This window comes from Clostridium nitrophenolicum (assembly GCF_055391695.1).
Genome location: NZ_AP042469.1, coordinates 5,401,921 through 5,428,543 on the forward strand (window position 1 = coordinate 5,401,921; position 26,623 = coordinate 5,428,543).

General features: G+C 34.0%; 26 protein-coding genes, 3 tRNA genes, 2 rRNA genes and 1 other annotated feature. Of the genes, 1 reads left to right on the forward strand and 30 read right to left on the reverse strand.

All coding sequences use genetic code 11. The features are described from left to right. Positions 1–195 precede the first annotated feature (195 nt). From rplL to ACZ5N4_RS25690, 19 genes are all read right to left on the reverse strand, one after another. Entirely contained in the window at positions 196–558 is a 363-nt protein-coding gene (rplL, locus tag ACZ5N4_RS25600) for a 50S ribosomal protein L7/L12 (protein WP_464205524.1), read from the reverse strand. A gap of 47 nt (positions 559–605) precedes the next feature. Next, positions 606–1,106, reverse strand: a complete 501-nt coding sequence (gene rplJ, locus ACZ5N4_RS25605; RefSeq protein ID WP_211144074.1) for a 50S ribosomal protein L10 — start codon at positions 1,104–1,106, stop codon at positions 606–608. Positions 1,107–1,139: 33 nt separating this feature from the next. Continuing rightward, positions 1,140–1,268 (reverse strand) — a sequence feature (ribosomal protein L10 leader region). A 38-nt stretch (positions 1,269–1,306) separates the two neighbouring features. Beyond that, positions 1,307–1,996 carry a 50S ribosomal protein L1 gene (rplA, locus tag ACZ5N4_RS25610; RefSeq protein WP_464205527.1) on the reverse strand — a complete coding sequence of 230 codons (690 nt, stop codon included), beginning with the start codon at positions 1,994–1,996 and terminating at the stop codon, positions 1,307–1,309. A 55-nt stretch (positions 1,997–2,051) separates the two neighbouring features. Continuing rightward, positions 2,052–2,477 (reverse strand): 50S ribosomal protein L11, encoded by a 426-nt coding sequence (gene rplK / locus ACZ5N4_RS25615; protein WP_218323275.1) that lies wholly within the window; start codon positions 2,475–2,477, stop codon positions 2,052–2,054. A gap of 75 nt (positions 2,478–2,552) precedes the next feature. After that, positions 2,553–3,074 (reverse strand): transcription termination/antitermination protein NusG, encoded by a 522-nt coding sequence (gene nusG, locus ACZ5N4_RS25620; RefSeq protein ID WP_464205530.1) that lies wholly within the window; start codon positions 3,072–3,074, stop codon positions 2,553–2,555. 48 nt (positions 3,075–3,122) lie between these two features. After that, entirely contained in the window at positions 3,123–3,353 is a 231-nt protein-coding gene (gene secE, locus ACZ5N4_RS25625) for a preprotein translocase subunit SecE (protein ID WP_464205532.1), read from the reverse strand. A gap of 43 nt (positions 3,354–3,396) precedes the next feature. Beyond that, positions 3,397–3,546 (reverse strand): 50S ribosomal protein L33, encoded by a 150-nt coding sequence (gene rpmG / locus ACZ5N4_RS25630; protein WP_178909736.1) that lies wholly within the window; start codon positions 3,544–3,546, stop codon positions 3,397–3,399. A 202-nt stretch (positions 3,547–3,748) separates the two neighbouring features. Continuing rightward, entirely contained in the window at positions 3,749–4,942 is a 1,194-nt protein-coding gene (tuf, locus tag ACZ5N4_RS25635) for an elongation factor Tu (protein WP_464205510.1), read from the reverse strand. A gap of 76 nt (positions 4,943–5,018) precedes the next feature. After that, a tRNA-Thr gene (locus tag ACZ5N4_RS25640) sits at positions 5,019–5,094 on the reverse strand. A 10-nt stretch (positions 5,095–5,104) separates the two neighbouring features. Continuing rightward, positions 5,105–5,179, reverse strand: a tRNA-Gly gene (locus ACZ5N4_RS25645). Positions 5,180–5,257: 78 nt separating this feature from the next. Beyond that, positions 5,258–5,899 carry an RNA polymerase sporulation sigma factor SigH gene (gene sigH, locus ACZ5N4_RS25650; protein ID WP_178909765.1) on the reverse strand — a complete coding sequence of 214 codons (642 nt, stop codon included), beginning with the start codon at positions 5,897–5,899 and terminating at the stop codon, positions 5,258–5,260. A gap of 73 nt (positions 5,900–5,972) precedes the next feature. After that, positions 5,973–6,488: an NYN domain-containing protein gene (locus tag ACZ5N4_RS25655; RefSeq protein WP_464205535.1), complete on the reverse strand. Its 516-nt coding sequence runs from the start codon at positions 6,486–6,488 to the stop codon at positions 5,973–5,975. Next, positions 6,485–7,219 (reverse strand): 23S rRNA (guanosine(2251)-2'-O)-methyltransferase RlmB, encoded by a 735-nt coding sequence (gene rlmB, locus ACZ5N4_RS25660; protein WP_464211055.1) that lies wholly within the window; start codon positions 7,217–7,219, stop codon positions 6,485–6,487. The genes ACZ5N4_RS25655 and rlmB overlap by 4 nt, the downstream gene beginning before the upstream one ends. A gap of 138 nt (positions 7,220–7,357) precedes the next feature. Further along, entirely contained in the window at positions 7,358–8,098 is a 741-nt protein-coding gene (thyX, locus tag ACZ5N4_RS25665; protein WP_464205537.1) for an FAD-dependent thymidylate synthase, read from the reverse strand. Then, the gene (locus ACZ5N4_RS25670) at positions 8,088–8,525 is read right to left on the reverse strand and encodes a Mini-ribonuclease 3 (protein WP_464205539.1); all 438 of its coding nucleotides are present in this window, start codon (positions 8,523–8,525) and stop codon (positions 8,088–8,090) included. The genes thyX and ACZ5N4_RS25670 overlap by 11 nt, the downstream gene beginning before the upstream one ends. Before the next feature lie 70 nt (positions 8,526–8,595). Then, positions 8,596–9,993 (reverse strand): cysteine--tRNA ligase, encoded by a 1,398-nt coding sequence (gene cysS, locus ACZ5N4_RS25675; protein WP_464205540.1) that lies wholly within the window; start codon positions 9,991–9,993, stop codon positions 8,596–8,598. Positions 9,994–10,240: 247 nt separating this feature from the next. Beyond that, positions 10,241–10,939, reverse strand: coding sequence for a 2-C-methyl-D-erythritol 4-phosphate cytidylyltransferase (ispD, locus tag ACZ5N4_RS25680; RefSeq protein ID WP_464205542.1), 699 nt, complete (start codon positions 10,937–10,939; stop codon positions 10,241–10,243). 1 nt (position 10,940) lies between these two features. Further along, the gene (locus tag ACZ5N4_RS25685; protein WP_464205543.1) at positions 10,941–12,044 is read right to left on the reverse strand and encodes a PIN/TRAM domain-containing protein; all 1,104 of its coding nucleotides are present in this window, start codon (positions 12,042–12,044) and stop codon (positions 10,941–10,943) included. Between the two features lie 112 nt (positions 12,045–12,156). Beyond that, positions 12,157–12,633, reverse strand: a complete 477-nt coding sequence (locus ACZ5N4_RS25690; protein WP_464205545.1) for a CarD family transcriptional regulator — start codon at positions 12,631–12,633, stop codon at positions 12,157–12,159. A gap of 148 nt (positions 12,634–12,781) precedes the next feature. Between ACZ5N4_RS25690 and ACZ5N4_RS25695 the strand changes: the two genes are divergently transcribed. Continuing rightward, positions 12,782–13,186 (forward strand): nucleoside triphosphate pyrophosphohydrolase family protein, encoded by a 405-nt coding sequence (locus tag ACZ5N4_RS25695; protein WP_178909756.1) that lies wholly within the window; start codon positions 12,782–12,784, stop codon positions 13,184–13,186. Positions 13,187–13,213: 27 nt separating this feature from the next. Here ACZ5N4_RS25695 and disA read toward each other — a convergent pair whose 3' ends face one another. The 11 genes from disA to ACZ5N4_RS25750 form a co-directional block, all read right to left on the reverse strand. Continuing rightward, positions 13,214–14,287 (reverse strand): DNA integrity scanning diadenylate cyclase DisA, encoded by a 1,074-nt coding sequence (disA, locus tag ACZ5N4_RS25700; RefSeq protein WP_464211057.1) that lies wholly within the window; start codon positions 14,285–14,287, stop codon positions 13,214–13,216. A 15-nt stretch (positions 14,288–14,302) separates the two neighbouring features. Then, positions 14,303–15,658 (reverse strand): DNA repair protein RadA, encoded by a 1,356-nt coding sequence (gene radA, locus ACZ5N4_RS25705; RefSeq protein WP_464205546.1) that lies wholly within the window; start codon positions 15,656–15,658, stop codon positions 14,303–14,305. Positions 15,659–15,797: 139 nt separating this feature from the next. Then, on the reverse strand, positions 15,798–18,233 hold the full coding sequence (locus ACZ5N4_RS25710) for an ATP-dependent Clp protease ATP-binding subunit (protein ID WP_464205548.1): 2,436 nt from the start codon (positions 18,231–18,233) through the stop codon (positions 15,798–15,800). A 22-nt stretch (positions 18,234–18,255) separates the two neighbouring features. Continuing rightward, the gene (locus ACZ5N4_RS25715) at positions 18,256–19,290 is read right to left on the reverse strand and encodes a protein arginine kinase (RefSeq protein ID WP_464205549.1); all 1,035 of its coding nucleotides are present in this window, start codon (positions 19,288–19,290) and stop codon (positions 18,256–18,258) included. 15 nt (positions 19,291–19,305) lie between these two features. Continuing rightward, positions 19,306–19,824 (reverse strand): UvrB/UvrC motif-containing protein, encoded by a 519-nt coding sequence (locus ACZ5N4_RS25720; RefSeq protein WP_464205551.1) that lies wholly within the window; start codon positions 19,822–19,824, stop codon positions 19,306–19,308. Positions 19,825–19,898: 74 nt separating this feature from the next. Continuing rightward, positions 19,899–20,363, reverse strand: a complete 465-nt coding sequence (locus tag ACZ5N4_RS25725) for a CtsR family transcriptional regulator (protein ID WP_464205552.1) — start codon at positions 20,361–20,363, stop codon at positions 19,899–19,901. 256 nt (positions 20,364–20,619) lie between these two features. After that, on the reverse strand, positions 20,620–20,853 hold the full coding sequence (locus tag ACZ5N4_RS25730; protein ID WP_464205553.1) for a hypothetical protein: 234 nt from the start codon (positions 20,851–20,853) through the stop codon (positions 20,620–20,622). A 121-nt stretch (positions 20,854–20,974) separates the two neighbouring features. Beyond that, on the reverse strand, positions 20,975–23,068 hold the full coding sequence (fusA, locus tag ACZ5N4_RS25735; RefSeq protein WP_464205555.1) for an elongation factor G: 2,094 nt from the start codon (positions 23,066–23,068) through the stop codon (positions 20,975–20,977). Positions 23,069–23,308: 240 nt separating this feature from the next. Continuing rightward, positions 23,309–23,383 (reverse strand) — tRNA-Asn (locus tag ACZ5N4_RS25740). A 7-nt stretch (positions 23,384–23,390) separates the two neighbouring features. Then, a 5S ribosomal RNA gene (rrf, locus tag ACZ5N4_RS25745) occupies positions 23,391–23,507 on the reverse strand. 135 nt (positions 23,508–23,642) lie between these two features. Beyond that, positions 23,643–26,536 (reverse strand): 23S ribosomal RNA (locus tag ACZ5N4_RS25750). Positions 26,537–26,623: the final 87 nt, after the last annotated feature.

The following is a 26,623-nucleotide window of genomic DNA, read 5'->3' on the forward strand; positions in this document are numbered from 1 at the left end:
CCAATTTTAACAATTAATTCAAGTTTTAAAAAATAATATTAAATCATATAATTATTTTTTAATTAATCAATGCAATTTATTATGTTACCATAATACAATTAAGTTGTCAACTGTTAATTATTCTAGTTTTTATAAATTTTAAAAAAAAGAGGCACTTTTGTAAAAGTACCTCTTTTTAGAAATTATTATGAGTTATTATTTTATTTCTACAGTAGCACCAACTTCTGCAAGTTTAGTTTTTATAGCTTCAGCATCTTCTTTGCTTACGCCTTCTTTTAATGTTTTAGGAGCTCCGTCAACTACTTCTTTAGCTTCCTTTAATCCTAATCCAGTTAATTCTCTAACTACTTTTATAACTTTGATTTTTTCTGATCCAGCGTTAGCTAACACTACGTCGAATTCAGTTTTTTCTTCAGCAGCAGCTGGAGCAGCAGCACCTGCAACTGCAACTGGAGCAGCAGCGCTTACTCCGAACTCTTCTTCACATGCTTTTACTAATTCGTTTAATTCTAAAACGCTCATTTCTTTTACAGCTTGAATTATTTCTTCTCTAGTCATTATTAGGCACCTCCAAAATTTCCTTTTTTTTAGATTAAGCTTCTATATTAAGCTTCTTCAGATTCTTTTTTTTCTTTAATAGCATTTAATAAGTATGCAAGATTTGACAATGGAGCTTTGAAGCTTCCAAGTAATTTTGCAATAAGTACTTCTCTTGGTGGTATTGTAGCAAGTTGTTGAACTTTAGCAGTATCAAACACTTCGCCTTGAACAACTCCACCCTTTAACTCAAGTTTCTTGTAATCTTTTGCAAAGTTATTAAGAATTCTTGCTGGAGCAGTTGGATCTTCGTATCCAAATGCTACTGATACAGGTCCTTCTAATATACTTTCTAGACCTTCTATTCCTAATTCTTTTGCAGCTAACGCAGTTAAAGTGTTTTTATAAACCTTATATTCTACACCAGCTTCTCTTAAATTCTTTCTAAGATTAGTATCTTGCTCAACAGTTAATCCTTGATATTTAGCAAATATTACACCTTGAGCTTTTTCCATTTTTTCTTTTATTTCTAAAACTTTAGCTTCTTTTAATTGTCTGTTATTTCCCACTGTGTGTCCACCTCCTCACAGTTTAAACTGCTGTTATATAATTTAAAGGTCCCCCCGTAGACACAGAGAGACCAATCATAATCTTATATTGGAACCCTCGGTAGGTTGGTATAACCGTTATGCTTTCGCACCTACTGTCTACGGAATATTTACTTATTCAACCTTTAAAATTTTACACAAAATATTTATTTATGTCAATACTATTCTAAAACTTTAACTGGATTTATTTTTATTCCAGGTCCCATAGTACTTGAAAGTACTACAGATTTAACATATTGACCTTTAGCTGCTGCTGGTTTAGCTTTTATTACAGCTTCCATTAATGTATGGAAGTTTTCAGCTAATTTATCTGCTCCAAATGATCTTTTTCCAATTGGAACGTGAACTATAGCAGTTTTATCAACTCTATATTCAACTTTACCAGCTTTGATATCAGCTACTGCTCTTGCAACATCAAAAGTAACTGTACCAGATTTTGGGTTTGGCATTAATCCCTTAGGTCCTAATACTCTACCTAATCTTCCAACAACACCCATCATATCTGGAGTTGCAACAACTACATCAAACTCAAACCAGTTTTCTTTTTGTATTTTATCGATAAATTCTTCTGCTCCAACGTATTCTGCTCCTGCAGCTTCAGCTTCTTTAGCTTTTTCGCCTTTTGCAAAAACTAATACTCTAACCTTTTTTCCTGTTCCATGAGGAAGTACTACAGCTCCTCTAACTTGTTGGTCTGCATGTCTTGGGTCAACACCAAGTCTTACAGCTAATTCTATAGTTTCATCAAATTTAGCTTTTGATGTTTTTATAGCAAGCTCCATAGCTTCTGCTGGAGTGTATAAAACATTTCTATCAATAAGCTTAGCGCTTTCGATATAATTCTTTCCCATTTCCTAATCCTCCTTTGTGGTTTTAACGGTTTTTACCTCCCACTATTTTGGTCGACTATTCTTCTACAACTATACCCATGCTTCTAGCAGTTCCTGCTATCATGCTCATAGCAGCTTCAACAGATCCTGCGTTTAAGTCTGGCATTTTTGTTTCAGCTATTTGTCTAACTTGATCCTTAGTTACTTTAGCAACTTTAGTTTTGTTTGGTACACCAGAACCACTTTCTATTCCTGCTGCTTTCTTTAGTAATACTGCTGCTGGAGGAGTCTTTAGTATGAAACTAAATGATCTATCCTGATATACAGTTATTACTACTGGAATTATTAATCCAGCCTGATTAGCAGTTTTAGCATTAAACTCTTTACAGAATCCCATAATATTTACACCATGCTGTCCAAGCGCTGGTCCAACTGGTGGTGCTGGAGTTGCTTTTCCTGCAGCAAGCTGAAGTTTTATCATTCCTACTACTTTTTTAGCCATGAATTTACACCTCCTATAATGTGGTTATGCGGATTATTAAATCCTCCCACTTTGTTAAGACAAATGTCTTACAAGTTAATCTAATTTTTGTATTTGGTTAAAATCAAGTTCAACAGGTGTTTCCCTGCCAAACATGTTAACTAACGCTTTAATTTTTCTCTTTTCTGTGTTTATTTCTTGAATGATCGCTGGGAAGTTTTCCAACGGTCCGGATTTAACTATTATGTTCTCACCTACTGATATATCTATGTTAACAGGCTTTTCAGCAATTCCCATTGCTGTAACTTCTACATCTGTAAGTGGTACAGGCTTAGATCCTGGACCAACAAACCCTGTTACTCCTCTAGTATTTCTAACTACATACCAAGAATCATCAGTCATTACCATATGAACTAAAACATATCCTGGAAATATTTTTTTTAGAGATACTTTCTTTTTGCCATCTTTAATTTCCACTTGCTCTTCCATTGGAACTTGAACATCATCAATCCAATCGTACAAGTTTCTATTTTCTATAGTTTTTTCTAAGTTGGCTTTAACTTTATTTTCATAACCAGAATATGTGTGAACTACATACCATCTAGCTTTCTCTGCCATAACTCAAGGGACGGGAATCTTATCTCGACCCCTACCTCCTTTTTAGTTTTATTTAAAGATTACACCAATTAAGCTTTTAAATCCATAATCCAGTAATCCAATAATCACAACATAAATAAGACAAAATGTCATAACTATTACTGTTGATTTTTTAACATTTTCCTTAGAGGCCCAAGTTATTCTTTTAAATTCAGCTTTTAGCTCTTTAAAAAAACTAATGATTCTATTTCCGGACGTTGCTGATTTGTTTGTATTTTTTACACTATCGTGCGCAGCCATCTTTTCACATCCTCAAAATATTTTAATTATATGCCTCTATATACTATTTTGTCTCCTTATGAGCTGTGTGCTTATGACAAAATGGACAATATTTTCTCATTTCTAATCTATCTGGGTCATTCTTCTTATTTTTCATTGTATTGTAGTTTCTTTGTTTACAATCTGTACATGCTAGAGTTACTTTTATTCTCATTGTTTACACCTCCCAATACTTGTGTATATATAAACATTATTTTGTCGTTTATTGCTAATTTAAATTATGCATTACTTAGATAATTTATCACAATATAGCTTATATGTCAATGAAATCATAGATGAAATCGTTGGTATATATTTCAACAGATTATTTTATACTTTTAAAAGGACCAGGTCTAGAAACCCAGTCCTATAAATAATTACTCAACTATCTTAGAAACAACTCCTGAACCTACTGTTCTTCCACCTTCTCTTATAGCAAATCTTAATCCTTCATCCATTGCTACTTGAGTGATTAATTCAACGTTCATGTCGATGTGGTCTCCTGGCATTACCATTTCCATTCCATCTGGTAATTTGATGCTTCCTGTAACGTCTGTTGTTCTGAAGTAGAATTGTGGTCTGTATCCATCGAAGAATGGAGTGTGTCTTCCGCCTTCTTCTTTCTTAAGTACGTATACTTGACCTACGAATTTCTTGTGTGGGTGTACTGAACCTGGTTTTGATAATACCTGACCTCTTTCGATATCTGTTCTTTGAACACCTCTTAATAATGCTCCGATGTTATCTCCTGCCATCGCTTGATCAAGAAGCTTTCTGAACATTTCTACTCCTGTACATACACTCTTGCCCTTTTCTTCTTTTAATCCTACGATTTCGATTTCGTCTCCAACTTTTAATATTCCGCTTTCAACTCTTCCTGTTGCAACTGTTCCTCTTCCTGTGATTGTAAATACGTCTTCTACTGGCATTAAGAATGGTTTGTCAGTTGCTCTTTCTGGAGTTGGAATGTAGCTATCTACTGCATCCATTAATTCCATTATGCATTTTGTTGCTTCTGGATCTGTTGGATTTTCTAATGCTTTTAATGCTGATCCTGTTACTATTGGAGTATCATCTCCTGGGAAGTCATACTCGTTTAATAACTCTCTTACTTCCATTTCTACTAATTCTAATAATTCTGGATCGTCTACCATATCTGCTTTATTTAAGAATACTACTATGTAGTTAACACCAACTCTTGATGCTAGTAGTATGTGTTCTCTTGTTTGTGGCATTGGACCATCTGCTGCACTTACAACTAGTATTGCTCCATCCATTTGTGCTGCTCCTGTAATCATGTTCTTTACATAGTCAGCGTGTCCTGGACAGTCAACGTGTGCATAGTGTCTGTTATCTGTTTGATACTCAACGTGTGCAGTGTTGATTGTGATTCCTCTTTCTCTTTCTTCTGGTGCTTTATCTATTGATGCATAATCAAATGCTTCTGCAAATCCTTTTTTTGATAATACTGTTGTTATTGCTGCTGTTAATGTTGTCTTACCGTGGTCTACGTGACCTATTGTTCCTATGTTTACGTGTGGTTTAGTTCTTTCAAATTTAGCTTTTGACATTTTTTTATTCCTCCTCGTTTAGTTACATTTTGTTTAAGTAAACTCACCCTGGTGTGTTGTAAACTTTTTATATCATTGGAGCCCATGACCGGGATTGAACCGGTGACCTCCACCTTACCAAGGTGACGCTCTGCCTACTGAGCTACATGGGCAATTTACTTCTGGAGCGGGAAACGGGGATCGAACCCGCGACAGCTAGCTTGGGAAGCTAGTGTTCTACCGCTGAACTACTCCCGCTCGCGTTAAATCTTCAAAAGGTTATATACCGATTATAAATTTTAATACAAATATATTTTTTTGTCAATATGTATTTTTTTATTTATCGCTTAAACACTTTTCCAATTTTCTTTTCACTCTTTGTAATGCATTATCTATAGACTTTGCATGTCTATCTAAATCACAAGCAATTTCCTGGTATGATTTCCCATCCAAATAAGACATTAAGACTTCCATTTCTAAAGTTGATAATACTTCTCCTATTTCATTTTGAATATGATTTAGTTCTTCTCTGCTAATAATCAACTCTTCCGGGTCAGATACCTTTGCTTCTGATAAAACATCAAGTAAAGTTCTATCAGACTCCTCATCATATATAGGTTTATTTAGAGAAACATATGTATTAAGCGGAATATGCTTCTGACGCGTAGCTGTTTTTATAGCAGTTATTATTTGCCTTGTAACACATAATTCTGCAAAAGCTTTAAATGAAGATAGTTTATCAGGTTTAAAGTCTCTAATTGCCTTATATAGTCCTATCATTCCTTCTTGATATATGTCTTCTTTATCTGCACCTATCAAAAAATAAGATTTAGCCTTGGCCTTCACAAAATTCTCGTATTTATTTATTAAATACTCTTGTGCCCAAGTATCCCCACTTTTGGCCTCTATAACGACTTCCTCATCTAATTTTTCTTGAAAGGAGGAAATTTTTTTATTAATATAACCCCTCTTCTCCAAAGGTATCCCCTCCATAAAAAATATAACATACATATTGATTATACATTATAATTAAATTTTCAGTCAATATATTTTAATTACTTCTGCGAATTTTTTCAAGCTTTTCCAATATATCCTTATTTATCATATCTTCCAATGAATATCTTTTTTTTGAATAATTTTTTTCTATCTTACTTTTTATCTTTCTTTCAATCCCTTTTATTTCATGATAAAACTCAATGGAGGACATCCTTGTAGCACCTCTTTGGAAAACAAGCTGCTGTTCTAATGAATCAGAAGTAACAACACTAACTTCAAATTTTCTTCCTACTTGATTTATCATTCTTTCTATAAAACTATCAGCTGTCTCTCCCTCTTTTGTGAATACTACAATAACATTTCCATTACCGAACTTTTCTTTTTTTTCCACACTCCCATTTACCATATGTGCATCAAAAACAATGAAAATTTTATAACCTTTATATGCCGCATAATTACTTAATGTTTCTATGAGTTCACTTCTAGCTGACTCTAGACTGTAATCTTTTATAATTTTCAATTCAGGCCAACTATTTATAACATTGTATCCATCTACAAAGATATTTTTCACTTTTTATCACATTTTATTTTTTGTTTTAAAATTTCATACATTAATATTCCACCTGCAACCGAAGCATTCAGTGATGATATTTTACCTACCATAGGTATTTTTACAAGTGCGTCACACTTTTCTTTTGTAAGTTTAGAAATGCCTTTACCTTCACTTCCAATTACCAAAGCTACAGCTCCATCAAAATTAACTTCAAAGCAGTTATCACCATTCATATCTGCTCCATATATCCATATACCCTTTTCCTTTAGCGCATCTATAGCACTATTTAAATTTGTTACTTTAGCAATTTTTGTGTATTCTACAGCCCCAGCTGAAGACTTAAAAACAACAGGAGTTACTCCTACGTTTCTCCTTTTTGGTATAATAATTCCATGTGCTCCACATACCTCGGCAGTTCTTATTATAGACCCAAAGTTGTGCGGATCTTCTATCTCATCAAGAATTATAATAAATGGTTGTTCATTTATTTCCTTCGCATATTCTAATATATCCTCTACATCACAATATTTATAAGGAGTGACCTGTGCGATTACTCCCTGATGAGAACCTGTCTGTGAAATTTGATCTAGCTTTTTTCTATCTACATACTTTACAACTACACTTTTTTCTTTAGCTAGAGCTAAAACTACATTTATAGACCCTGAAACATCTCCGTTGGCAACAAATATTTGTTCTATAGTTCTATTTGATCTCAACGCTTCTATAACAGCATTTCTTCCCTCAATAATATCCTCTCTTACTTTAACTTCTTCATTTGCGGAATTTGCAGCTGATTGTTTAAAACTTCTATCGTTTCTTCCTCTTTTATCTTTAAATGCTTTCTTTGTTTCTTTCACGCTATTACCTCTTTCATTAATAAATACTTGCTATTTAATAATATAGCTTTTTCTAACTTCCTCTATCTTTCCGCAGGTCATTCTACCCTCTGGACATACAGAGTTTAAACAAGATGGTCCACTATACTTGAAGAGTATAGGGGCTATATCTTTTACTTGTTTTAGCATTTCATCTGCAAGCTCTTTTATCTCCCATTGTGCCCTATTACAGCATCTATGCTTAAAAAAGTTCATTAGGGATCTAGCATTCATTGTTACCATTATTTTAGTTTCACATGCATTTGGGAAAACATATCTTGCATCTTCAATTGCTCTCTTTTCTGCTGAAATCGGATCCATTCCATTCTTTATATGCTTATCTTTTAAAATTTCAGTTAACTGACTATAGGCTTCTTGACTTTTTTCCATAGAATCAATAAATATTTTTCTTGCCTCATTATCTTTCTCTATTTCTGGAGGAATTATATATTGAAACTGTTTCAATCTTACATATCTTTGACTTTGTTGTGAATATGATGCCAATCTGTGCCTTACAAGTTGATGAGTTAAACTTCTTGAAACCCCTTCTATAGCAAAGGTAAAGGATACATGCTCTACAGGTGATTCATGTCCATATGACATTAACATATTTAAAAACTTTAATGCTTTATCCTCATCCAAATTCTTTTCTATCTCATCTATTCCAACAGCGCTATAGCACAATTTGGCCGATGCTGCTATAACCTTCTCTGGATTAGGTGTGTGTTCAACCAACTTAACTTTAAGAGCCATTTATATTCCCCCCGTTTACACTTAATTCTATTATCATTTCTAATAAATAATTTAATCTATCTACTTGTTCAGTAATATATAAATAACCTATTAATGTTTCAAATCCTGTTGCAAATTTATATTCTTGAACATCAGCATTTTTAGGAATAGTTCCTGATTTAGAATTCCTTCCTCTTTTAAAGAAATATATTTCTTCTTCAGTTAACTGTTCCTCTAGTTTTTTAATAAATTCACTTTGTGCATGAGCTTTTACAAATCCAATTGCCCTTATATGAAGTTTATGTACAGACATATCTCTATTTTTATCTACTAAATAAGTTCTTACAAAAACTTCATATATAGCATCTCCAATAAAAGCAAGTACTAATGGATTCATCTGTCTTACATCGCCTTTAGTGAATCTTCCTTTTAATAAGCTAAAATCCATCTAAACTCTCCATTCTAAAGATTATTAAACAAATAAATATTTTAGATATTCTGCTTTAGTTCAGAATATATTAAGCTTTTTTCCATCTTACGCCTTGCGGTGTATCTTCTAGTACAATTCCTCTTGCTTTTAAATCATCTCTTATTTTATCTGAAAGAGCCCAATCCTTATTCTTTCTAGCCTGTTGTCTTTCCTCTATTAATTTTTCTATTTCTTCTTCTAGACTTCCTTTAGTTGATTTCTGAAGTATTCCTAATGGACTTCCTAATTCTCGTATTAAGTTCAATGAATAATTGACTAATTCCTTGGATGAATCAACTCCCAAGTTTGTATTGATGTCTCTAACTAAATCAAAAATTGTAGATATAGCATCTGCAGTGTTAAAATCATCATCCATTTTTTCTATATACTTTTCTTTATATGAAGCTAAGTCTTTAATATAATGTTTTTCGTCGTCTGTTAATTGTTCTATTTTAACTTCATCTAATAGATTTTCTAAAATTGAAATAGCATTATACAATCTATCTAGTGCTGATTTTGTTGATTCTAATAGCTCTACACTAAAATTTATCTGAGTTCTGTAGTGTCCAGATAGCATAAATAATCTTATTACATCTGGTTCATATTTCTCTAATATTTCTCTTGCTGTAAAAAAGTTATTTAGTGACTTTGACATTTTTTGATTATTTACATTAACAAAAGCTGAGTGCATCCAGTACTTAGCAAAAGACTTACCAGTTCTAGCCTCACTTTGTGCTATTTCATTTTCATGGTGTGGGAACGCTAAATCCGACCCTCCAGCATGGATGTCTATAGTTTCTCCCAATAATTTGTAAGCCATACAGGAGCATTCAATATGCCATCCTGGTCTTCCCTTTCCCCATGGGCTCTCCCATGCTGGTTCCCCAGGTTTCTGACTTTTCCAAATAGCGAAGTCCATAGGATCTTTTTTTCTTTCATCTATGTCAATCCTCGCTCCGGCTTGAAGCTCTTCCAGATTTTGACCTGATAGCTTTCCATAATCATTAAATCTTTTAGTGTTAAAATATACATCACCATTTGTTTCATAAGCATATCCCTTATCTATTAAGTCTTTTACAAAGCTAACTATTTCTCCTATATACTCAGTAGCTCTTGGATTCACTGTAGCTCTTTCTATATTTAGATTATCTGCATCTTGATAGTATTCTTTTATAAATCTATCTCCTAATTCCTTTACAGTAATATCTTCCTCGTTAGCTCTTTTTATCATCTTATCATCTATATCTGTAAAGTTTTGTATAAACTTAACCTTATACCCTCTATATTCAAAGTATCTTCTTACCGTATCGAAGACAACAAATGTCCTTGCGTTTCCAATATGAAAAAAGTTGTATACAGTAGGCCCGCATACATACATCTTTACTTCTCTCTCTGTTAAAGGTATAAATTCCTCTTTTCTTCTTGTCATAGTATTAAAAACTTTCATATTAATTTCTACCCCCTGATTGGATATTATATAGTTATATGTTTAGACCTTTGTCTTAAAGTACTAAAATTGCATATGTAAAAATAAATTACATTATTCAACTAACCTAATCACTTAAACATTTTAACACATTATAATAACTTATTTAACCCTTATTATTATTTTTATTTATTAATTATTGCCTAAAATAATATAAGCATGCACAGGCATGCTTATATTAAAAAATATTATCAATTTTTATTCTATTTTAATCCTCTTTTTTAATTCTCTTTAATATCCCTTCAGAAACATATAAATCTTCAGGCGTTGTGATTTTTATGTTATCGTAGCTTCCTTCATAAAGATAAACAGTATTACCATAATAATTTGCAACAGCAGTATCATCAGTTACGCTTATACTATCTTTACTTAATTTTTTGTGACATTCTAAAATCATATTATACTTAAAACATTGGGGTGTTTGAACTGAAAAAAGTCTATTTCTATCAAGTGTATCAACGGAAATTCCTTGAGCATCTCTAATCTTAATTGTATCTTTCGGCACTACTCCACATGCACATGCACCATATTGTTTAGCGTACTTTATTCCATCTTCAATAATTTTATCAGTGACAAAAGGCCTTGCACCATCATGAATTAGAACTATTTCACAATCTTCTATGGCGCTTAATCCATTGTAAACAGAATCTTGTCTTTCTTTTCCTCCAGCAACTATTCTAGATACTTTATCAATCTTATATTTTTCAACAATCTCTATTTTACAATACTCTATCTCATCTTCAGCACATACTATAACTATTTCATCAATTGATTTATTATTTGAGAAAGTAGCTAAAGAGTAATATATTACTGGCTTATTTTTTATATCCAGGAACTGCTTATTAATATCAGCTCCCATTCTTTTACCTCTCCCTGCAGCCACTATGATTGCATAATTTTTACCCATATTAAGCTTCCTCTTTCTGTTTTGCAAAAATCATTCTTCCTGCCGCTGTCTGTAAAACCGATGTAACAACTACATCCTTAGTTTCACCTATATATTTTCTTCCACCCTCTACTACTATCATGGTACCATCATCTAGGTAGGCAACACCTTGACCAGACTCTTTTCCATCTTTAATTATCTGTATCCTCATTTCTTCTCCTGGCAGAACTACAGGTTTTACGGCATTCGCTAACTCATTTATATTTAAAACCGGAACCCCTTGAAACTCTGCAACTTTATTCAAGTTATAATCGTTGGTTACAACTTTTCCATTCAAAACTTGAGCAAGCTTTAATAATTTACTATCTACCTCTGCTATATCAGGGAAGTCCTTTTCGTATATTTGAACGTCTATATTTAGTTCCTTTTGTATTTTATTTAATATATCAAGACCTCTTCTTCCTCTGTTTCGCTTTAACCCATCAGAGGAATCTGCTATATGTCTTAACTCTTCCAACACAAAGGTCGGTATAACTAAAGATCCTTCAACAAATCCTGTCTGGCATATATCAAATATCCTTCCATCTATTATCACAGATGTATCTAAAACCTTAGGGTATCCTCTGTAGTCACCTTTAGACTTCTTGTCTTTTCCTGATGCAGCCTTCTTTATACCAATACTTGAGATTAGACTTATTAACTCTTCTCTTCTTCTTATAGCTATATTTGCACCTAAAGCGGCCATAATAACAGCTACAACAACGGCTAATACTGCTCCTATAATAGGTATACGGGCTAAAAGATTTACAAATAATGCAGCTACTGCAAGACCAATTATAGCTCCCATAGTACCAAATAATATTTCAGTTGCCGGCAGTTTTTGTATACTTTTTTCAATATAGTCCATAACTTTAATTATAAGTGAATTAATCCAAGGCGATATTAAAAATAATATGATTCCAAAAAGTATTGTTGATAGAATTAAAAATAATATTGTTTTTATAGGACTATTACTAAAGTACCCTGAGTTTAAAAAATAGTTATTATGGATTATTTCATCTCCAATTAAGTAACCTAGTAATAATCCTATTATTGTAAAAAGTCCCCTTAATAATTTTTTTAGCATTTACTCACCTCCTTTAAAATTATTAACATTTTTTACATTTTTAAATCCTATTAATATCTAATATATATTAATAAATTATTTTTTTCAATAAAAGTTAACTCTATTTAATAAATTATTTACCTAAATTTCTTATTTGAGCTAATGCTTCCTCCATAGTTATATCTAAAACTAATACTATTTCACTTGCTACCATATTTTCTGCATTACAAAGTATTTTTTTCTCGCCCGGTGGAAGCATTCCTTGATTTTTTAGATAATATAAATCTCTTATGACCTCACACATCTTAAATAAATCACCAGCCTTAATTTTATCGTTGTTTAATCTATATCTTTTACTCCACTTTCTTTCAATGCTTGCTGGTTTATTACTAATTATATCCATGGCCATCTCTAATTCTTCTTTTTTTACAATACTTCTAATTCTATAACCTGTAATCTTATCTTCAGGAATAAATAAATCTATATCATTAAGCAAAAAAGATATGCTTATATACTTTTTATTTATATCGTAATTTTTTTTATCTTCTAAATCACTCATAATACCTGCCCCATAATTTGGAACAAATACTTTTTGTCCACAATTTAACATTATAATCCCCCTATTCATAAAAGTGTTCTTGATTTATTATATAGGAGTAATGTAAAATTCGTACTATGCTTTATTGACAAAATTATCTGAAAAAAATTATAATTAATTTATGAACCTTTACTTAAATCTGTATAAGGAGTTGAACCTCATGAAAGATGTAATTTTTGATGATTTCCAAAACGCAGTAAATGATTCTCTAATAAGACACAAAAGTATTTTGGATATACTAACTAAATTTCAAGAATCTAATGGAAGAACAAACAGAGCTGTTGCAAAATCAATTACAAGTTGTGGCTGTATAAATGTTACTGCGAAAAAACAACAGATGCCTGAAGATAATGATGATATTAATATAGAATCCTTGAAAGACTGCCTACAAACTCACATTGATGGTAAATTATGTGATAATTGTAGAGAGGTAATTGAACGTGAAATTGGCAACAATCTCTTTTACTTAACATCCCTTTGTAATATTCTCGATTTAAACTTATATGATGTTCTTATAAAAGAATATGATAAAATAAATACCTTAGGAAAATATACATTTAGATAAAAAATTAGCACAAAATAATGCTTGACATTATTTTGTGCTAAAATTATTATCTATCATAATTTGTTCTCTAAGTCTTCTAAGTCCATTTTTTATAGCTCTAGCTCTTGCTTCTCCGATTCCCTCAACCTTATCTAACTGTTCATATGACGCTTCCATCACACCTTTAAGCTCTTTGAAATTTTTCACTAGATTTTCTATTACGTTAGTTGGTATTCTAGGTATCTTATTTAACATTCTATATCCTCTAGGTGATATAAGTGTATCTACTAATGGTACACCTATATATCCTAATGCTTTTGATATATACTCTAAGTTTAGTATCTCTTCCGAAGTCATTGCTTGTATTTGCTTATATACTTCATTAAAATCTATGTTGTTCTGACAATAGTCTCTAATTAATAGTATTCCATCTTGTTCCACACTTTTTATAAGTTCATTCAACTGCATTGAAATAAGTCTTCCTTCGTTTCCTAACTCACATATATATCTCTCGATTTCTAGCACAATTCTCATAACCATCTCGGTTCTCTGGATTCCAGTTATTACATCAAATAGAGTTACTAAATCTTGAAACTCAAGTATATTTAAGTTGCTAACAACTCTATCTAAAACTGCTACATATTTCTCTAAAGTTTGAATCGCTTGATTAGCTCTTCCAAGGATTATACTGCTATCTCTTAGCACATATTTAATGCTTCCTTTATATATAGTAATTATATGCCTTCTCTGAGATATAGCAACAACTATAGCGCCTGTTTGCTTAGCTACCCTGTCTGCAGTTCTATGTCTAGTTCCTGTCTCAAAAGTAGGAATACTTGAGTCTGGAATAAGCTGAGCATTGGCATATACAATTTTTTTCAAATCACTACTGAGAATTAACGCTCCATCCATTTTAGCAAGCTCATATACGTATGAAGGGCTGTATTCAGAGTTTATTGTGAATCCCCCATCAACAATTTTTAATATATGCTCACTGTCGCCCAACACTAGAAGTCCACCTGTCTTAGCCCTAAGTATATTTTCAAGCCCATCTCTAAGTTGTGTACCTGGAGCTAACAGTTTAAGTATACTCATTAATTCTTTATCTTTTTCTAATCTCAACATAATCACCCTATATTAAAATACTTTATTTACCGCTTCCCTAAGAGATGATACAGAAATACTATTAATATTCTTATTTCTTATCTTCTCTACATTTCTCATTGGTATTATTACATTTTTAAATCCCATCTTATGTGCTTCATTTACAAGTCTATCACAAAATGCTACTGGTCTTACTTCACCTGTTAACCCAATTTCTCCAACCACCAATAGTTTTTCTAGGCCTATTTCTTTAGATTTTACACTTGATATAAGCGCCAATGCAAGCCCTAAATCTCCAAATGTTCCTTCAATATTAAGTCCACCGACAACATTTATATAAACATCTGAATTATAGAATGGTATTTTAAGTTTTTTCTCTAGAACCGCTAATATAAGATTTAACCTAGAGGCATCTACCCCTACTGCAGTTCTTCTAGGCATAACTGCCTTTGTTTCACTGACTAAGGCTTGTATTTCAACTAAAATTGGTCTTGTTCCTTCCATAACACCTATAACTACTGAACCTTCTTTTTGAAACTCAGTTTCTTCGAGAAATACTTCTGATGGGTTAGATATTTCTTCAAGCCCACTTTCCCTCATTTCAAAAACTCCAATTTCACTGGTAGTTCCAAAACGATTCTTTAGGGTTCTAAGTATTCTAAACTCCTCTGTTCTTTGCCCCTCAAAAGACAAAACTGTATCTACCATATGTTCAAGTACTCTAGGTCCAGCTAATTCACCTTGCTTAGTAACGTGTGCTACAATAAAAAATGATATACCTTTACTCTTCCCCATATGCATAATATCGTTAGCACTTTCTCGAACTTGAGACACACTTCCTGGAGCAGAGCTAACTGATTGCTTAAAAAGAGTTTGTATAGAGTCTATAATTACGAATACGGGCTTTGTGTTTTCTATATGTTCTTGTATTTGCTCTAAGTTTGTTTCTGAAACTACATAAAGATTTTCTGATATTGTATCAAGTCTATCTCCTCTCATTTTTATTTGTTCCTCAGACTCCTCACCTGATACATATAAAACCTTTCCATATTTTTGGGATATATTATTAGCTGTCTGTAAAAGCAACGTTGATTTTCCTATTCCTGGTGCTCCAGATATCAATGTAAGAGAACCCTTAACTAATCCTCCCCCTAAAACCCTGTTTAGTTCTGTTATTCCCGTATCAAATCTTTCATATTCACTAGACTTTATACTGGCTATATTTTTGGGAACACTTCCAGACTTTAAAGGATTAAATGCAAAATTACTTACTGATTTAATTTCTTCAACTAAGCTATTCCATGTGCTACAATTTGGACATTTTCCCAGCCACTTAGGGGACTCATATCCACACTCTTGGCAAACAAAAGTGGTCTTATTTTTCGCCACTAAAACCATCTCCTTCTATACAAAATATAATTATACAGTATTGTGACCGAATGTTGTCAACAATAAATAAAATTTTAAAAAAATTTAAAAACAATGTGTAACTCCTTAACATTACACATTGTTTTTATATAATTAAATATTAGCCTTTATTGAATTCTAATTGTCCGTCTTTCACACTGACAACTACCTTATCTCCTTTTTTAACATTACCTTTTAACATTTCTTCAGAAAGCTTATCTTCTACAGTTTTTGTTATAGCTCTTCTAAGAGGTCTTGCACCATATGTTAGATCAAAACCTTCTTTGGCAAGTAATTCTTCTGATTCTCCTGTAAAATTAATATCGATTTCTTGTTCTCTTAATCTTTCTGATACAGTATCTAACATCAATTTTACAATTTGTTTTAGATCTTCTTCTTGAAGCTGGTGGAATACTATGATATCATCTATTCTATTTAAAAATTCAGGCCTAAATGAACGTCTAAGCTCTTCCATTACATTTTCCTTCATCTTTTCGTATTCATTCTGCTTCACACTTTCATCTCCAAAAGCAAAGCCCATTGATTTTTGCTTTTTAATAGTAGATGCACCAACATTAGATGTCATTATTATTATAGTATTTTTAAAATTAACTGTTTTTCCTTTACTATCTGTGAGTCTTCCATCCTCAAGTATCTGTAGAAGAATATTAAATACCTCTGGATGAGCTTTCTCTATCTCATCAAACAACACAACAGAATAAGGATTTCTTCTTACCTTTTCAGTTAATTGACCACCTTCATCGAAACCAACATATCCTGGAGGAGATCCTACCAATCTTGATACTGTATGCTTTTCCATGTATTCAGACATATCTATTCTTATCATATTATTTTCATCACCAAACATTGCTTCTGCTAACGCCTTTGAGAGCTCTGTTTTTCCTACCCCTGTTGGTCCCAAGAATATAAATGATCCTATTGGTCTCTTTGGATCCTTAAGTCCTACTCTAGCTCTTCTTACAGCTCTTGATATAGACTTTACAGCCTCATCCTGACCAATTACTCTTTTATGAAGAATTTCCTCTAGTTTTAATAATCTTTCCGATTCTCTTTCAGTCAGCTTTTCTAGAGGAACATTAGTCCATTTTGAAACAACTGCCGCTATTTGGGCCTCGCTCACAGTAAGATTTGAAACTTCCTTCTTGGTATTCCAGTTAGCTTTCAAGCCTTCTAGTTTATCTTTTATTTCTTTTTCTTTATCTCTTAATCTTGCTGCTTTTTCAAAATCTTGAACCCTTATTGAGTCTTCTTTCTCTTTGGTAGTTTTCTCAAGATCGCTTTCTAGTTTTTTCAAGTCTGGTGGCGCTATTAAATTTTCAATTCTTACTTTAGCTGCTGCTTCATCAATTAAATCTATTGCTTTATCTGGCAAATATCTATCAGTAATATATCTATCCGATAAATTTACTGCCGCATCTATAGCATCATCTGTAATCTTTACTCTATGGTGTGCTTCATATTTATCTCTTAATCCCTTTAGTATAAGCACAGCCTCTTCCTTATTAGGTTCTCCAACCATAATTGGCTGAAATCTTCTTTCTAAGGCAGCATCTTTTTCTATATATTTTCTATATTCATCTATAGTAGTGGCACCTATACATTGTATTTCTCCTCTAGCCAACGCGGGCTTTAATATATTAGAAGCGTCTATAGCACCCTCGGCTGCACCAGCGCCTATTATAGTGTGAATTTCATCAATAAATAATATAACACTTCCTGACTTTCTTAATTCATCCATAACCTTTTTTAGTCTTTCTTCAAATTCACCTCTATATTTTGATCCTGCAACCATTGAAGATAAATCTAATGTCACAACTCTCTTATTTCTAAGTATTTCAGGAATGTTTCCCGACACTATTCTTTGTGCTAATCCTTCTGCTATTGCAGTTTTGCCTACACCAGGGTCTCCTATTAAACATGGATTATTCTTACTTCTTCTACACAAAATTTCTAAAACTCTTTGTGTTTCTTTTTCCCTCCCCACTACTGGATCAAGCTTTCCTTCTCTGGCCATCTCAGTTAAATCTCTCCCAAATTGATCTAACGTAGGCGTTGGCTCATTGTTTGCTTTACCTAAATCACTATTACTTGCTGATTGTTCTCCTGAAAGGTTGTCAATTAGCCCTTTTCTTAACTTATCAAAGTCAGCACCTAAGTTATTTAGTATTGTAAATGCAACTCCTTCTGCTTCTCTTATAAGCGCTAATAATATATGCTCCGGACTTATATAATTATGGTTTAGGTTTCTAGCCTCAAGTAGACTTAATTCTAATAATCTCTTGGTTCTAGGGGTAAGGGGAATCTCATTTTTATATAAGTCGATATCACCTTTGCCTTCATATTCTTCCACTAAATTTCTTACAGCCTCCACATTAATGCCCATATCATTTAAAAATTTTTTAGCTACTCCATCTTCTCTTAATATTCCTAGTAAAATATGCTCTGTTCCAACATACCCATGTTGAAGAGCTTGTGCTTCTTCTTGAGCATAAAAAAGAACTTTTTGTGCTCTTTCAGTAAACCTTCCAAACATCATGTTAAAATAACCTCCCTTAATATCATAATATCACTTTAGCTAATCGTTCTTTAACGAGTTTAGCTCTGTTAAGTTCTATTCCTTTATTTGATAATTTTTCTTTATTAATTTGTTGTATAGATGCTGCTTGCGTATCTACAAGAAGATTGTTTAATATAACATTATCAACATCTTTAATTATTCCCATTTCCACGCCTAATCTTACATCTGATAAAAGTTTTATACATTCATTTGAGTTTAATAGTACTGCAGACTTCAACGTACCTAAAGCTCTATAAATTCTGTCTTCTATTTCATATTTATAATTTTTAATTAGATCTTCTCTTAAAAGATTTTCTTCATTAATAATTTGTTTTACAACTGCTTCTAAGTTGCTTATAATTTCTTCTTCACTAAGACCTAACGTAACTTGGTTTGATATCTGATATATATTGCCAAAAGCCTTAGAACCTTCACCATATAATCCCCTTACTGTCATACCAACTTGTGACACAGCATTTATAACTCCGTTCATTTTGTTGTTTAAGGAGAGTGTTGGAAGATGAATCATAACAGATGCTCTAAGACCTGTTCCAATATTAGTAGGACATGATGTTATATATCCAAGCTTTTCATCAAAGGCATAACTCAGATTTTCTTCAAGTAAATTATCAATTTTATTACTTAAATCATATGCCTCTTCCAGATTCAAACTAGATGTAATACATTGAATTCTTATATGATCTTCTTCATTTATCATAACACTTACAGTTTCATTTTTATCTATTATAAAAGCTGCTTTGTCACTATTATTAATCAAGTTTTTACTTATTAAATGCCTTTCTAAATAAACTTGATTTGCAATTATATCTCTATCACATAAATAATTAGTTACATATTCTTCCCTCATATGAACTGATCTGTAAAAAGCATCTTCAACTAGCGGTACTATCTCTCTTCCTTTTTCTATACTTAACTTATGTGGAAAAGGCATTTTGTCAATATTCCTGGCAAGTCTTATTCTACTGCTTAATACGAGATCATCTCTTTTTCCTTGATACTTTATCCAATTTTTCATACTTGATCTAACCTCCTACTTTTGATTATTTTGTATCTTTCTAATCAAATCTCTTATTTCTGCAGCCTTTTCATATTCTTCTGCGGTTATGGCCTTTTGGAGGTCTTCTTTTAATTTCAATAGTTTCTTCTTTTCAATCATATGTTTACCTAACTTTTTAGGAATCTTTCCAGTGTGTTCTATATTTCCCTGAACTCTCTTTATAATAGGATTTATCGTTTCACTAAAGCTTTTATAACATTCACTACATCCAGCTAAGCCTCTTTGCTTAAATTCACTATAGTTAGTTCCACAATTTTCACAATAAATATATGAATTTTTTTCATCCTTTCCTACGCTACCTATATGTTCCATTATCCCACTCAATATATTTTGAAAGGTAAAGGATGAAGAGATATCTATAGGACTATAAAAATTTAATTCTCCTTTTTCCTTTGAACATTTTTCACACAAATTTAGTTCTTTTTTATCTCCATTCAATATTTTAGTTATGTGAACAGTAGCCTCATTTTTTTTACATAAGTCACATATCATATTATCACCTCTTTATGTTGCCATAAATTTCATATAATAACCATTATAACATATATTTTACATTTAAAAACAATCTATTCCTTGTTTAAAATTATCATAATTACAGATTTCAAAATATCTGCTCTTAATCTATTTCTATTATCATTAGCAGCAATTAATGTTCTGTCATTTAAAACAACTCTTAGCATATCTGCCTCAGTTTTAGTTATTATTTGCGCTTCAAATAATCCATTTATTATCTGATATGCTGAATTATATGTTATACTATCTCCTATTTTCTCATTTATACTCTCCATAAAGGAATCATCGTTCCTTACTTCTAATCGTCTTATAATAATACAGCCACCACCACCTCTTTTACTTTCAATATAGTATCCTTTATTAGTAGTAAATCTAGTGGTTAACACATAATTAATTTGAGATGGAGCACAACTGAAGTAATTAGCCAATTCATTTCGCACAATTTGCAACTGACTTTCTCTACTTTCATTTAACATAGCTTTAATAAACTCTTCAATCTCATCTGATAGTCTAGCCATAAAAACACCATCCTGACTTTGTCTTTCTTTGACCTTTATTTAATATTAATACTATTACTATCTTTATACAATATCTGTATTATCCTAAATTTTAATTTTATCCTAATTATTCTTTATATTCGTTTAAATTACTTCTGTTTTTAAAATTATTCTTTATAAACTTCATATTATTTTAATTTATATATATAACTATACTACTACATAAATACTAAACAAATAACTGTCTCAATTTTTACTTTTTAAGACAGCTATCTGTTTAATTAGTTTTGGACGCTTTGATATAATATCTTCCATTATGCCTATTGCAATCTAAATCAACGGTAAAATTATTATTTTCCAGCATTTGCTTTACTATATTAATATTTTCCGCATTATTCTCAATACTTATTGTAAGATTATCATCTTTATCAACTATAGCAATATAATCATAAATGCTACTATAATCTGCTAAACTTATCTTACCGTTTATGTTCATTTGGTATTCTGACATAAAACCTCTCCCTTGCTAAACTTACTACAAGCAAACTAATAATCTTATTTTTTCTAATGAGCCATTAAATTATACAGAATAAGAGCTCCAATACCTATATTGGAGCTCTCCTTATTATTTTCTATTCTTCTACCTTAGCTTTTATTTTTTTAGCTTCATCTATTATCTTATTTATCTCTGCAGCCGGAACTTCTTCATACCTTTCAAATTTCATTGTAAAACTTCCTCTTGCCTGAGTCATTGATCTTAGATCTGTAGCATACTTAAACATTTCTCCTTGAGGAATCTCTGCTATTATTTTTTGATTATCTTCAAATGGTTCCATTCCCAAAACTCTTCCTCTTTTTTTATTTATGTCGCCAATTATATCTCCCATATAATACTCTGGAACCAATACTTCTACATGCATAACTGGCTCTAAAAGTATAGGTTGGGCTTCCATCAATCCTTTCTTATAAGCTAAAGATGCAGCAACCTTAAATGCCATTTCCGATGAGTCAACAGGATGATACGATCCATCATGTAGTGTAGCTTTTAATCTTATTACAGGGTATCCAGCTAAAACACCACGCTGTATGCATTCTTTTAGACCTTTTTCAACTGCTGGAATGTATTGTCTTGGAACAACACCACCAACTACCTGATCAACAAATTGTAATTCATCTTCTCCATCCTGTCTAGGTTCAAACTTAATTTTTACGTCTCCATATTGACCATGTCCACCTGATTGCTTTTTATGCTTACCTTGAACATCAGCAACCTTTTTAATTGTTTCTCTATAAGGTACCTTTGGTGTTTGAAGTACTACATCTGCCCCAAACTTACTTTTCAATTTACATGCAATTACATCTAGGTGTGTTTCTCCTAATCCCGAAACTATTGACTCTGCATTCTCTAAGTCTCTTGATACCTTAAATGTAGGGTCTTCTTCTAATAACTTATTTAATCCATTAGAAATTTTATCTTCATCATTTTTGGATTTTGGTAAAACAGCCATTGACATTGATGGCTCGGGGAATTCTATATTTTCAAAGGTTATTGGATTAGATACATCGCATAGTGTATCCCCAGTACTTGTGAATTGTAATTTTGAAACAGCACCAATGTCTCCAGCTATTATTTCACTAACAGGGGTTTGCAACTTACCTTTCAAGAAATACATTGTTCCTATTTTCTCTGCTTTATCTTTGTTAGCATTATATACCGTTGAGTCCGATTTAATTTTACCAGTAATAACTTTAAATAATGATAACTTCCCAACAAATGGATCTGCTATTGTCTTAAATACAAATGCTGATAGCGGCGCATTTTCATCAAATTTAATACTCTTTTCAGAATCATTTTTTAAATCTTTAGCTTTCAATGGCTCTGCATTTGCAGGAGATGGGAAACATTCTACTATATCCTCCAGTAATGTTTCAATACCAATACCACTAAATGCAGATCCACACATTACAGGGGTAATTTCGCCTTTAGCACAACCATTTATAAGCCCATTGTATATTTCTTCATCGCTTAGAGTCCCTTCACTAAAATACTTATCTAGTAAAGCTTCATCAGTTTCAGCTACGGCTTCTACAATCATATTTTTACATTGATCTATCTTATCAATTAATTCATTAGGTATATCTGCTTCATGCATAAGATGAGTTTTTTTATCAAATATCCTAGCTTTTCTAGAAATAACGTTTATAACTCCTGAAAAGTTTTCTTCATTTCCTATTGGATACTGAACTGGCACTATTGATATACCAAACTTTTCTTTTAAACCTGATAGCACTTTATCAAAATTGGAATTTTCTCTATCCAATTTGTTTACATATAATGCTCTAGGTAATCTATACTTATTCACATATCCCCAAGATTTTTCTGTGCCTACTTGAATACCAGAAACTCCGGATACAACAATCATAGCCACATCTGCTGCTCTTAGTCCTTGAAATGTTTCTCCTATAAAATCAAAATATCCTGGCATATCGATTAAATTTATTTTAACATCCTCCCATTCACATGGAGCTACTGAAGTAGATATAGATATCTTTCTTCTTTTTTCTTCAGCATCATAATCACTAATAGTATTTCCTTCTTCAATTTTTCCGAATCTATCTGTAGCCTTAGTATAATAAAGTATTGCTTCCGTTAAAGTAGTTTTTCCTGAGCCACTGTGACCTATTACTCCTACATTTCTTAAATTTTTCGTTGAATAGTTTTTCATAAGCAATTCCCCCTCTTACTTTTAAGCTTAATTATATATTCTATTTTTAATTTAAAAATCCTCTTAAGTTTATGAAATTTTCTAAATTATTTGATTATATATATATTTCCATATACTCCATATTTTATGCGCGTATATGGGAATTATTAAAACTTTTTTATCTAAAACATAAAAAAACACACTAGCTATCTTTAACTAGTGTGTTTTCAATCAAATAATATTATATACAAAAAATAAAAATGGCTCCGTGGAGAGGATTCGAACCTCCAACCCTTCGGTTAACAGCCGAATGCTCCACCATTGAGCTACCACGGAACATCTAACCTGGCGACGACCTACTCTTCCACAGAGTCTCCCCTGCAGTACCATCGGCACTATGAAGCTTAACCGTCGTGTTCGGAATGGGAACGGGTGTTACCTTCACGTCATAATCACCAGATATTACTCATCACAGTTTTATATTATACTGGATTCGCTTAGGTTTGTCAACACTTTTTTAGTGTTTATCAAACTTTTTTGAGAACATTGAGTAATTTACACATTTGTTCTCTGAAAATTGCACAGTGAATTGTATTTGGTCAAGCCCTCGACCTATTAGTATCAGTCAGCTGAACATGTTACCATGCTTACACCTCTGACCTATCAACCTTGTGTTCTTCAAGGGGTCTTACTAGCTTACGCTATGGGAAATCTAATCTTGAGGTGGGCTTCACGCTTAGATGCTTTCAGCGTTTATCCCGTCCCGACATAGCTACCCAGCTGTGCTCCTGGCGGAACAACTGGTGCACCAGAGGTCAGTCCATCCCGGTCCTCTCGTACTAAGGACAGCTCCTCTCAAATTTCCTACGCCCGCGACGGATAGGGACCGAACTGTCTCACGACGTTCTGAACCCAGCTCGCGTGCCGCTTTAATGGGCGAACAGCCCAACCCTTGGGACCTACTTCAGCCCCAGGATGCGACGAGCCGACATCGAGGTGCCAAACCTCCCCGTCGATGTGGACTCTTGGGGGAGATCAGCCTGTTATCCCCGAGGTAGCTTTTATCCGTTGAGCGATGGCCCTCCCACGAGGAACCACCGGATCACTAAGCCCGACTTTCGTCCCTGCTCCACTTGTATGTGTCGCAGTCAGGCTCCCTTCTGCCTTTGCACTCTACGAACGATTTCCAACCGTTCTGAGGGAACCTTTGGGCGCCTCCGTTACTTTTTAGGAGGCGACCGCCCCAGTCAAACTGCCCACCTAACAATGTCCCGTGACCAGATTCATGGCCGCCGGTTAGAATCCCAGTACTGTCAGGGTGGTATCCCAAGGATGACTCCACAAAGGCTGACGCCCTTGTTTCTCAGTCTCCCACCTATCCTGTACAGACAATACCGAAACTCAATGCTAAGCTACAGTAAAGCTCTACGGGGTCTTTCCGTCCAATCGCGGGTAGCAAGCATCTTCACTTGCACTACAATTTCGCCGGATTTGTTGTCGAGACAGTGCCCAAGTCATTACGCCATTCGTGCGGGTCGGAACTTACCCGACAAGGAATTTCGCTACCTTAGGACCGTTATAGTTACGGCCGCCGTTTACTGGGGCTTAAGTTCACACCTTCGCTTGCGCTAAGTGTTCCCCTTAACCTTCCAGCACCGGGCAGGCGTCAGCCCCTATACATCAGCTTTCGCTTTAGCAGAGACCTGTGTTTTTGCTAAACAGTTGCTTGGGCCTATTCTCTGCGACCTACTTGCGTAGGCACCCCTTATCGCTAACTTACGGGGTCAATTTGCCGAGTTCCTTGACAACAATTCTTCCGCTGGTCTTAGGATTCTCTCCTCACCTACCTGTGTCGGTTTGCGGTACGGGCACCAACTTCCTCCATAGAGACTTTTCTTGGCAGCGTGGAATCAGATACTTCGCCCATAAGGGCTCCCCATCACACCTCAACTAAGTTTAACGGATTTGCCTGTTAAACATGTCTAAGTGCTTAGACGCACATCCAATAGTGCGCACATCTTATCCTCCTGCGTCATCCCATTTGTAATAACGTCAGTTGGCGGTATCGGAATATCAACCGATTGTCCATCACCTACGCCTTTCGGCCTCGGCTTAGGTCCCGACTAACCCTGAGCGGACGAGCCTTCCTCAGGAAACCTTAGGTTTTCGACCAATAAGATTCTCACTTATTTCTCGCTACTTATGCCAGCATACTCACTCCTGTACAGTCCACCGCTCCTTTCGGTACGACTTCAATCCATACAGGAAGCTCCTCTACCGCTCTTTCGAGCCCATAGCTTCGGTGGTAAGTTTTAGCCCCGGACATCTTCGGCGCAGGATCTCTCGACTAGTGAGCTATTACGCACTCTTTGAATGAGTGGCTGCTTCTAAGCCAACATCCTAGTTGTCTTAGAAATCCCACATCCTTTTCCACTTAACTTACACTTTGGGACCTTAGCTGATGATCTGGGCTGTTTCCCTTTTGACCACGGATCTTATCATTCGTAGTCTGACTGCTGAGATTCAAGTATATGGCATTCGGAGTTTGATAGGGTTCAGTAACTGTTGTCAGCCCCTAGCCCATTCAGTGCTCTACCTCCATTACTCATTCTCAACGCTAGCCCTAAAGCTATTTCGAGGAGAACCAGCTATCTCCGAGTTCGATTGGAATTTCTCCGCTATCCACAGCTCATCCCATGGTTTTTCAACACCAACGTGGTTCGGTCCTCCACGGAATTTTACTTCCGCTTCAACCTGTCCATGGATAGGTCACCCGGTTTCGGGTCTACGACATGCAACTTATTGCCCTATTCAGACTCGGTTTCCCTTCGGCTGCGCACCTTAAGTGCTTAACCTTGCTACATATCGTAACTCGCTGGCTCGTTCTACAAAAAGCACGTCATCGCACGTAAAAGTGCTTTGACCGGTTGTGGACACACGGTTTCAGGTTCTATTTCACTCCCCTCCCGGGGTTCTTTTCACCTTTCCCTCACGGTACTGCTTCACTATCGGTCACCAGTTAGTATTTAGCCTTGGGAGGTGGTCCTCCCTGCTTCCCACAAGGTTTCACGTGTCTCGTGGTACTCTGGAGCAGATCTCGTTGCTATTCTTTTCACTTACAGGGCTGTTACCTTCTACGGCGGAGCCTTCCAGCTCTCTTCAATTAAGAAATCACAACTTTTATGATCTGTCCTCAACCCCAGGAACAAGTTCCTGGTTTGGGCTCTTTCCCTTTCGCTCGCCGCTACTTAGGAAATCGATTTTTCTTTCTCTTCCTCCGGGTACTTAGATGTTTCAGTTCCCCGGGTATATCCCTATAAACCTATGAATTCAGTTTACAGTACACTACGTTAGTAGTGTGGGTTGCCCCATTCGGAAATCTTCGGATCACAGGCTATTTGCGCCTACCCGAAGCTTATCGCAGCTTATCACGTCCTTCTTCGACTACTGGTGCCAAGGCATTCACCATGCGCCCTTTGTAGCTTGACCATTCATCCGAAAATTGGTTTCTATCAATTTTCTTTGCTTAGTTATAAATCTACAAAGGTATTTGTATACCTTCAGCTTTACTTTTAT

Excerpts from the sequence above, each read along its gene's own strand:
- ACZ5N4_RS25725 (WP_464205552.1), bottom strand. The coding sequence starts at position 20,363 with ATGGCTAGACTATCAGATGAGATTGAAGAGTTTATTAAAGCTATGTTA.
- rplA (WP_464205527.1), bottom strand. The coding sequence starts at position 1,996 with ATGGGAAAGAATTATATCGAAAGCGCTAAGCTTATTGATAGAAATGTT.
- tuf (WP_464205510.1), bottom strand. The coding sequence starts at position 4,942 with ATGTCAAAAGCTAAATTTGAAAGAACTAAACCACACGTAAACATAGGA.
- rplL (WP_464205524.1), bottom strand. The coding sequence starts at position 558 with ATGACTAGAGAAGAAATAATTCAAGCTGTAAAAGAAATGAGCGTTTTA.
- ACZ5N4_RS25695 (WP_178909756.1), top strand. The coding sequence starts at position 12,782 with ATGAAAGATGTAATTTTTGATGATTTCCAAAACGCAGTAAATGATTCT.
- secE (WP_464205532.1), bottom strand. The coding sequence starts at position 3,353 with ATGGCTGCGCACGATAGTGTAAAAAATACAAACAAATCAGCAACGTCC.
- thyX (WP_464205537.1), bottom strand. The coding sequence starts at position 8,098 with ATGGCTCTTAAAGTTAAGTTGGTTGAACACACACCTAATCCAGAGAAG.
- ACZ5N4_RS25685 (WP_464205543.1), bottom strand. The coding sequence starts at position 12,044 with ATGCTAAAAAAATTATTAAGGGGACTTTTTACAATAATAGGATTATTA.
- ACZ5N4_RS25720 (WP_464205551.1), bottom strand. The coding sequence starts at position 19,824 with ATGATATGTGACTTATGTAAAAAAAATGAGGCTACTGTTCACATAACT.
- ispD (WP_464205542.1), bottom strand. The coding sequence starts at position 10,939 with ATGGGTAAAAATTATGCAATCATAGTGGCTGCAGGGAGAGGTAAAAGA.
- ACZ5N4_RS25715 (WP_464205549.1), bottom strand. The coding sequence starts at position 19,290 with ATGAAAAATTGGATAAAGTATCAAGGAAAAAGAGATGATCTCGTATTA.
- fusA (WP_464205555.1), bottom strand. The coding sequence starts at position 23,068 with ATGAAAAACTATTCAACGAAAAATTTAAGAAATGTAGGAGTAATAGGT.
- rplK (WP_218323275.1), bottom strand. The coding sequence starts at position 2,477 with ATGGCTAAAAAAGTAGTAGGAATGATAAAACTTCAGCTTGCTGCAGGA.
- ACZ5N4_RS25690 (WP_464205545.1), bottom strand. The coding sequence starts at position 12,633 with ATGTTAAATTGTGGACAAAAAGTATTTGTTCCAAATTATGGGGCAGGT.
- ACZ5N4_RS25670 (WP_464205539.1), bottom strand. The coding sequence starts at position 8,525 with ATGGATTTTAGCTTATTAAAAGGAAGATTCACTAAAGGCGATGTAAGA.
- ACZ5N4_RS25730 (WP_464205553.1), bottom strand. The coding sequence starts at position 20,853 with ATGTCAGAATACCAAATGAACATAAACGGTAAGATAAGTTTAGCAGAT.
- nusG (WP_464205530.1), bottom strand. The coding sequence starts at position 3,074 with ATGGCAGAGAAAGCTAGATGGTATGTAGTTCACACATATTCTGGTTAT.
- ACZ5N4_RS25710 (WP_464205548.1), bottom strand. The coding sequence starts at position 18,233 with ATGATGTTTGGAAGGTTTACTGAAAGAGCACAAAAAGTTCTTTTTTAT.
- cysS (WP_464205540.1), bottom strand. The coding sequence starts at position 9,993 with ATGAAAGTTTTTAATACTATGACAAGAAGAAAAGAGGAATTTATACCT.
- rpmG (WP_178909736.1), bottom strand. The coding sequence starts at position 3,546 with ATGAGAATAAAAGTAACTCTAGCATGTACAGATTGTAAACAAAGAAAC.